The following is a 5,818-nucleotide window of genomic DNA, read 5'->3' on the forward strand; positions in this document are numbered from 1 at the left end:
AAGTACGGGCTACCACCTGCATTATGAAATAAGAAAAAACGGTAAACCTATAAAACCATACTGGTATGGATATGACAATTGAGTGGGAAGTGGAACAGCTTGTACTGATGTGCATTGCCTCAGACGGTCTGAAGGCTTGTCCCAAGGACCTGGTCTTCCTTGAGAAATACGGACTGAAGAACCTATACTTTTTTTCCGTGGAATACACGATAGAAGGGACGGATACATCCGCTCTCGACAACCGGGCGAAGGGGATCATCCGGTGGAACCTCTACTCGACAAATTTCCCGCTGCTACGCCGGAAGTATGAGCGGGAAGGAAAAGCCGGGCTGATGGAATGCCTGTACCTGGAGGAGAGGTATTTTATCAAGTTCCTGGATCTGACAGGACAGGAGGATGGATTATGACGACTCTTTCAGTGATCAGCTATATAGAGAGGATCAACCGGGCGTACCGGCTGATCCGGATGGAAAGGACCGGAAGCCGGGATGAGCTGGCCGCCAAGCTCCGGGTAAGCAGACGGACGATCAACTATTATCTGGAGGAGCTCCGGCTGATGGGGGCTGAGATAGAATTCAGCAGGAGGCGTAACACGTATTACTTTGCCAATAAGTTCGTATTGCACGCGACGATTGAAGCCCGTATCGATGCTGATGTATTGGACGACAAACAAGGGCATGACATGTGCCACTATAATAAACATTTAAAAAACGATTCATTATGAAGAAAGTGAGATTTTTACTTTTGGCGACACTTGTGGCAATGTTCGCAAGCTGCCAGAAAGAAGTGGTGGAACAAGGGGCGGGAGACAACAGACCGACCCCTATCGGTGATACGCGCATCATCATCGAGGGAGAAGGGATGATAGGCCCGGCAACCCGCTCCTCGGACGGGAAAGTGGAGTTTGAAGGAGGGTATGCAACCGGAGCGGGGCTGTATGATGGTAAAAAAGCCGTTCCAGTGGAAGCCCATCCTGATGCCGGTTATGAAGTTAATTATTTCTATGGCGGTCCGGAAAACCAACCTAAAAAGTATGACTATACACAGTCAGGAACATCTGCTTTTAATGTTTACTTAGAAGGCCAGGATCACACTTTTCACTGTGGCTTTAAAGAAAAGAAGCGTGATCTAATTGTGAATGCCGGAACCGGAGGTTCGGTTTCCCCATCAGGTACAAACAGCTACCGGGTGGAGAAGCCGATCAGCATTACGGCCACCCCGGAGAGCGGGTACGAATTTGCCGGTTGGACGGTCACAGAGGGTGATGTAACGATTGAGAACCCGGGCAGCCCGGCTACCACCGCGACCCTGCATAATAGCAACAGTACGATTACCGCAAACTTTAAGCAGAATGTCCGGTTTATCGCTGTAGGAAAGTCTGGATATATCCTGACTCCCGATGGAGTGAAGCAGGTAGGAACAAATAACTGGAGTTCCATTGCATACGGTAATGGCAGATATATCGCTGTCGGAGGCGGAGCGAACAGCCTGGGGTATATCACGACCTCCACTGACGGCATAAACTGGACCGCTCCCAAAGAGGTAAGCGAACCCCGCTTGAATTGTATTGCATACGGTAATGGCAAATTCATTGCAATATCGGCACCCTATACGGATCGCTATGGGAATCAGGTAACCTATGTTTTCACATTCACCGATGGTGAAAGTTGGACACGGCGCGAATTGCAATCCAGTTATATCTGGAACAGTGTCACATATGCAAATGGAAAATTTGTGGCAGTAGGAACAGTAAACCAGGAGCGAGACGCTTATAGTATGGTGTCCACTGACGGCATTACCTGGACAGTATCTTATCGTGTTGGTGTTATCACGAATGTGCAGCGCGTGGCCGGTGGAAATGGCCTTTTCGTTGGAACATCCGAAAATGCAATAATTACATCCGAAGACGGTTTAAACTGGAACAGGATAGCTTATTCCGGATATCGTGATGTCACTTTCGGTAATAACATGTTTGTCTGTGTCGGAACTGAAAACTACTCCCGTAATTTCACGAATGGTTCCTGGGCTACGTCAAATGCTATCGGTAAGATCTGGTCGGCAAACGGCGGATGGAGCAATATATCCTTCAGCAAGGACGTATATGTAGCGGTAGGCAGGGATGAATCATCCAATTATGTGACCACATCCAATGATGCCGTAAACTGGGCTGCCCCCCGACAATTGGTGGATAATGGCGGAAATGCAGTAAATATGACGATCACGGATATTTATGCCATGCCATAAACCTTCATAAACAATGAAGCCCCGGTGCATCACTGCAGCGGGGACTTCTCCACCTTAAATTCATTTTATGCCAAATGAATTACATGATATCTTTGCTTACTTCAGTTGATTCTCTGTAAATATAGTCATAGCTATTTTTGTTGCCAACTTTGGGGCATTATTCTTATAAAATTCGTTGTTTCATCCCATATGTATCCTTCACCGTAATTGCGATTGAATAAATAATCGGCATCACAACGAAGTAAAACCCATTCACCAGAACCTTCAGCTTTCCAGTACAAGTGTATAATAGGGCTTGCATATCCAATACCTCCATGCTTAGGTTCTAATCGCCTTTCCGGAAACTGGCAACTCATAATTCCCTTCCAAAAACGGGTTCCTACCGGAACATTAACCGATACACGGCCTACTTCATCTCTCCATTGGTCATCATTAATAGCACCTTCTTTTTTGTCGCTTGGCCGATACGAGTTGGACTTCAGCTTGAATTCCCTCTCCCAAACCGCTTTTATTTCGCCTCTCAGGGCTTTTTCCCCTTTATTGGATAAAGTATATACCAGATTCCATGAAGTCTCGTCAGGGACGGGATATACAAGAATTGAGGTATATCCCTGTCCTTCCACCTCCATCATGCGCAATGCCGGCAGATCATCCGGTGCGGGTGCTTTGACTTCATAGAGCCACTCCCGATCCGTACTGCCGTAATCATAACCCGCCGCCCTGCACCACATGGTTTCTCCCTTCCTGCGGAACAACGGAACGAGCTGGTATGTTCCCGGCGCGGAGGTGACATAGCACTGGATGCGCTTGCCATCCCATCCACCATTAGTCTTGATGTCGATCGGCTGGAACTTCTCCACAATTTCATTCGTGCCCTGTTTCATGAACACGAAACGCATTTCACCTTCCGAAGTGCCGCACCAGGGATAATAAAACGTTCCGAATACTTTTCCTTCATTTTGGTAACAGTCATAGCCGTACTCCGTATAATTCGTCCAGATCGTAAATTCGTAATCTTCCGGATTCGGATTGAGTACAATATCATCGGTCTTGCCATACTGTCCCCAATACTCGACATCGATGTCCACCTGCTCCTTGTTGACCGGCGCATTGTAGTTTCCCGTCATCTTCAGGGTGTAGGTGTATTTCATGCCGGCTTTCCATTCATGCTGTATGGGAAAAGTGTACGTGTGCTTTTGCCCGTCGATGACAAAACTGACAGAAGCCGCCTGTTCTTCATAAGAGGATCTTGGAATCATGATGGCATCGACAATGACGGAATTCTCGTCATTGAGCATATAGTTCCCCCCGACTTTTACCGAACCCCGGCCGTGATTATAATCTTTTGTAACCGTTCCGGTCAGGGCATCGACTGTTCCTGATGTAAATACACCGGAGAACGTCATGTCCGAAACAAGTCCGGTGCCCATATACTCGTTCTTCATCAGGCGTACCCGCACCAGTGTCATGGCGTGTTGCATCACCAGGTTCGCCGTCGGAACATCCTTGGTCACTTTGGCCGTTCCGTACAGGATGTCATTCTGGTCTGCCAGGTCAAAAGGTACGTCCTTGAAATCGGTCACTCCCTTATCATAAGGCAAGTATGCCACTACATCGGCTTCCGCTTCCACCGGTACATCCTGCCCGGCATTCCATACCTTCCCATCAAAGAGATAAGAGGCGTTCTTTGTACCCGTAGCTTCATCCCCCTGGTTGGTGCTGATAAAGATCCCCATTTCATGGCCGGGAGCAAAGGCCTCTATGATCCCTCTGGTCTGCTGCATGTTCTGTAGCGCCGCTGTGATGCCTAACTGTACCTTGGCCGGTTCTTCCGGCTCTTCCGGCTCTTCACCCGGCTTGTCATTATCCCCGGGTTTCACCACCGGCGGTACGGGTTCCGGTATTAGTTCATCCGGACCGCATGAGAAAAGCGTACAGGTAAGCGAGGCGAGCAATATATATCTAAATATTTTCATTATTTTACTTTTTACAAAATCCAGTGTTTTACTTTTATTTGAAGTTACTTCTTTATGCGTTTTCAGATTTTACTTCTTAACGTATTCCCGCCAGAAGCTCTCCAGCTTATCCCGGTCGAGCGTACCATCTTCCTTTACGAAACATCCTATCATCGTTTCAAGCAGTGTCTTGACTCCCCTGTAACGGTGATCCGATGCGAATGTTCGTAACTCCCATTTCAGCTCTTCCGTCAGCGCGACGGTCTGGTTCGTTTTGGGTGATGTTTTTCCTGTCATACCTTTTTCTTTCCCCGGGTTTTCTCCCACCATGTTTTCCAGGGATATTCCTTTCGATGTAAAGTCTTTCATAATCCTGCCTTTTATTTATTCATTTTTTTTATTCTGCCCAGGAACTCCTTGACCAGTTCCCTGTAGTCATCAGCCCCGTTTGACGAAGGCGCATAGTCAAATATGCTCTGTGCCTTGTATTGTGCCTCTCCCAGGGCAACATTGCTGCGTATTACCGTTTCGAAGACACCATCTCCCAAACTTCTTACCAGACTCTCCCTGATATCCACATCCAGCTTTCTCCTGGCATTGTACTTGGTCATAAAGTACCCGAGTACCCAGACATCGGCTCCCAGCTTCCTTTTGAGCAGGCCGATGATATAGTGTATTTTTTCAATTCCTTTCATGGCGAAGTAATTCCCGTCCGTAGGTATGATCACGTAATCGCTTGCCATCAGTGCGTTTTGCGTGATGATCCCCAATGATGGCGGACAGTCGATAAGTATGTAGTCATACTTCTCTTCCAGCCCCTTTACTATTTCCCTGAAAAGGAATTCCCTTCCGGGTGTGGTGTACATGATCACTTCCGTAGCCGCCAGATCCAGGGAGGCCGGCAGTATATCCACCTTCTCCAGCCACTTTTGCGGCTTTAAGTCCGGCGGAGTGTCCTGCATACAGTCCTGTAGTGCGCTCTCGAGCAGAACCTCCCGGGGAAGACTTGCCATTTCCTCCCCGAACGCTGCCATTGTCGTATTCGCCTGCGGATCCGCATCGATAATGCAGACCCTTTTCTTATGCATCCGTGCGATCCCGGCTGCCAGGTTCAGCAGCGAGGTTGTCTTTGCGACACCTCCCTTATGGTTCACACATGCTGTTGTAATTGTTTTCATACGTTTGCATCTCCTTGATTATTACGCTGTAAAGATAGCTGTTTTTGTGGAGGTGACCAAACTTTTTGTCATGTTTTACTTTAATAGTATTTAGCTTTAAATACATTTAACAGTATAATACTTTAATAGTAATAATATATATGGTGCATTATACTATATTACTAATATACTCTTTTAAGTAGAATACTTAGTTAAATAACGTATTTCTTTCATGGTTGAAAAGCCATATTGCAATGAAATTGCAACTTTCTGTCCTATCTTGCGGCCTCTAAAGATATAAAGTCATATACGGGCAGGAAATTTCAGGGATTTTTAAATTGAGGAGTTCACTGTGAGTTGTTCAAGAAAAAAGCCCCCGGCCTGTTAAAAAAGCAACGCCAATCACTCATTAACATACAGATGCGCATCACCGCACGACCGGGGGCAAAGACCCTCGTCGCG

At 47.0% G+C, this 5,818-nt stretch carries 6 protein-coding genes and 1 pseudogene; 4 read left to right on the plus strand and 3 right to left on the minus strand.

The window, feature by feature from the left end; translation table 11 throughout:
* The 4 genes and pseudogenes from FDF36_RS21490 to FDF36_RS20745 all read left to right on the plus strand — a co-directional run.
* Positions 1 to 82: pseudogene (locus FDF36_RS21490) on the plus strand (M23 family metallopeptidase); the annotation flags it as partial.
* Positions 66 to 407, plus strand: coding sequence for a hypothetical protein (locus FDF36_RS20735; RefSeq protein ID WP_220392655.1), 342 nt, complete (start codon positions 66 to 68; stop codon positions 405 to 407). The pseudogene FDF36_RS21490 and the gene FDF36_RS20735, both read left to right, overlap by 17 nt.
* Positions 404 to 724, plus strand: a complete 321-nt coding sequence (locus FDF36_RS20740) for an HTH domain-containing protein (RefSeq protein WP_220392656.1) — start codon at positions 404 to 406, stop codon at positions 722 to 724. The genes FDF36_RS20735 and FDF36_RS20740 overlap by 4 nt, the downstream gene beginning before the upstream one ends.
* Positions 721 to 2,244 carry an InlB B-repeat-containing protein gene (locus FDF36_RS20745; protein WP_220392657.1) on the plus strand — a complete coding sequence of 508 codons (1,524 nt, stop codon included), beginning with the start codon at positions 721 to 723 and terminating at the stop codon, positions 2,242 to 2,244. The genes FDF36_RS20740 and FDF36_RS20745 overlap by 4 nt, the downstream gene beginning before the upstream one ends.
* 131 nt (positions 2,245 to 2,375) lie before the next feature.
* On the opposite strand, the gene FDF36_RS20750 is transcribed toward FDF36_RS20745, so the two are convergent.
* The 3 genes from FDF36_RS20750 to FDF36_RS20760 all read right to left on the minus strand — a co-directional run bounded on the left by FDF36_RS20750 (position 2,376) and on the right by FDF36_RS20760 (position 5,377).
* On the minus strand, positions 2,376 to 4,220 hold the full coding sequence (locus FDF36_RS20750; RefSeq protein WP_220392658.1) for a fimbrillin family protein: 1,845 nt from the start codon (positions 4,218 to 4,220) through the stop codon (positions 2,376 to 2,378).
* A gap of 69 nt (positions 4,221 to 4,289) precedes the next feature.
* Positions 4,290 to 4,568, minus strand: a complete 279-nt coding sequence (locus FDF36_RS20755) for a hypothetical protein (protein WP_220392659.1) — start codon at positions 4,566 to 4,568, stop codon at positions 4,290 to 4,292.
* An 11-nt stretch (positions 4,569 to 4,579) separates the two neighbouring features.
* Positions 4,580 to 5,377, minus strand: a complete 798-nt coding sequence (locus FDF36_RS20760; protein ID WP_220392660.1) for a ParA family protein — start codon at positions 5,375 to 5,377, stop codon at positions 4,580 to 4,582.
* Between the last annotated feature and the right edge of the window lie 441 nt (positions 5,378 to 5,818).

Origin of the sequence: Bacteroides fragilis (genome assembly GCF_019583405.1) — a bacterium.
In the GTDB taxonomy this organism is placed as follows: Bacteria; Bacteroidota; Bacteroidia; order Bacteroidales; family Bacteroidaceae; genus Bacteroides; species Bacteroides fragilis_B.

What these genes read in the sequence shown, in the direction of transcription:
- FDF36_RS20740 (WP_220392656.1), top strand. Translation starts at nt 404, where the DNA reads ATGACGACTCTTTCAGTGATCAGCTATATAGAGAGGATCAACCGGGCG.
- FDF36_RS20750 (WP_220392658.1), bottom strand. Translation starts at nt 4,220, where the DNA reads ATGAAAATATTTAGATATATATTGCTCGCCTCGCTTACCTGTACGCTT.
- FDF36_RS20755 (WP_220392659.1), bottom strand. Translation starts at nt 4,568, where the DNA reads ATGAAAGACTTTACATCGAAAGGAATATCCCTGGAAAACATGGTGGGA.
- FDF36_RS20760 (WP_220392660.1), bottom strand. Translation starts at nt 5,377, where the DNA reads ATGAAAACAATTACAACAGCATGTGTGAACCATAAGGGAGGTGTCGCA.
- FDF36_RS20735 (WP_220392655.1), top strand. Translation starts at nt 66, where the DNA reads ATGGATATGACAATTGAGTGGGAAGTGGAACAGCTTGTACTGATGTGC.
- FDF36_RS20745 (WP_220392657.1), top strand. Translation starts at nt 721, where the DNA reads ATGAAGAAAGTGAGATTTTTACTTTTGGCGACACTTGTGGCAATGTTC.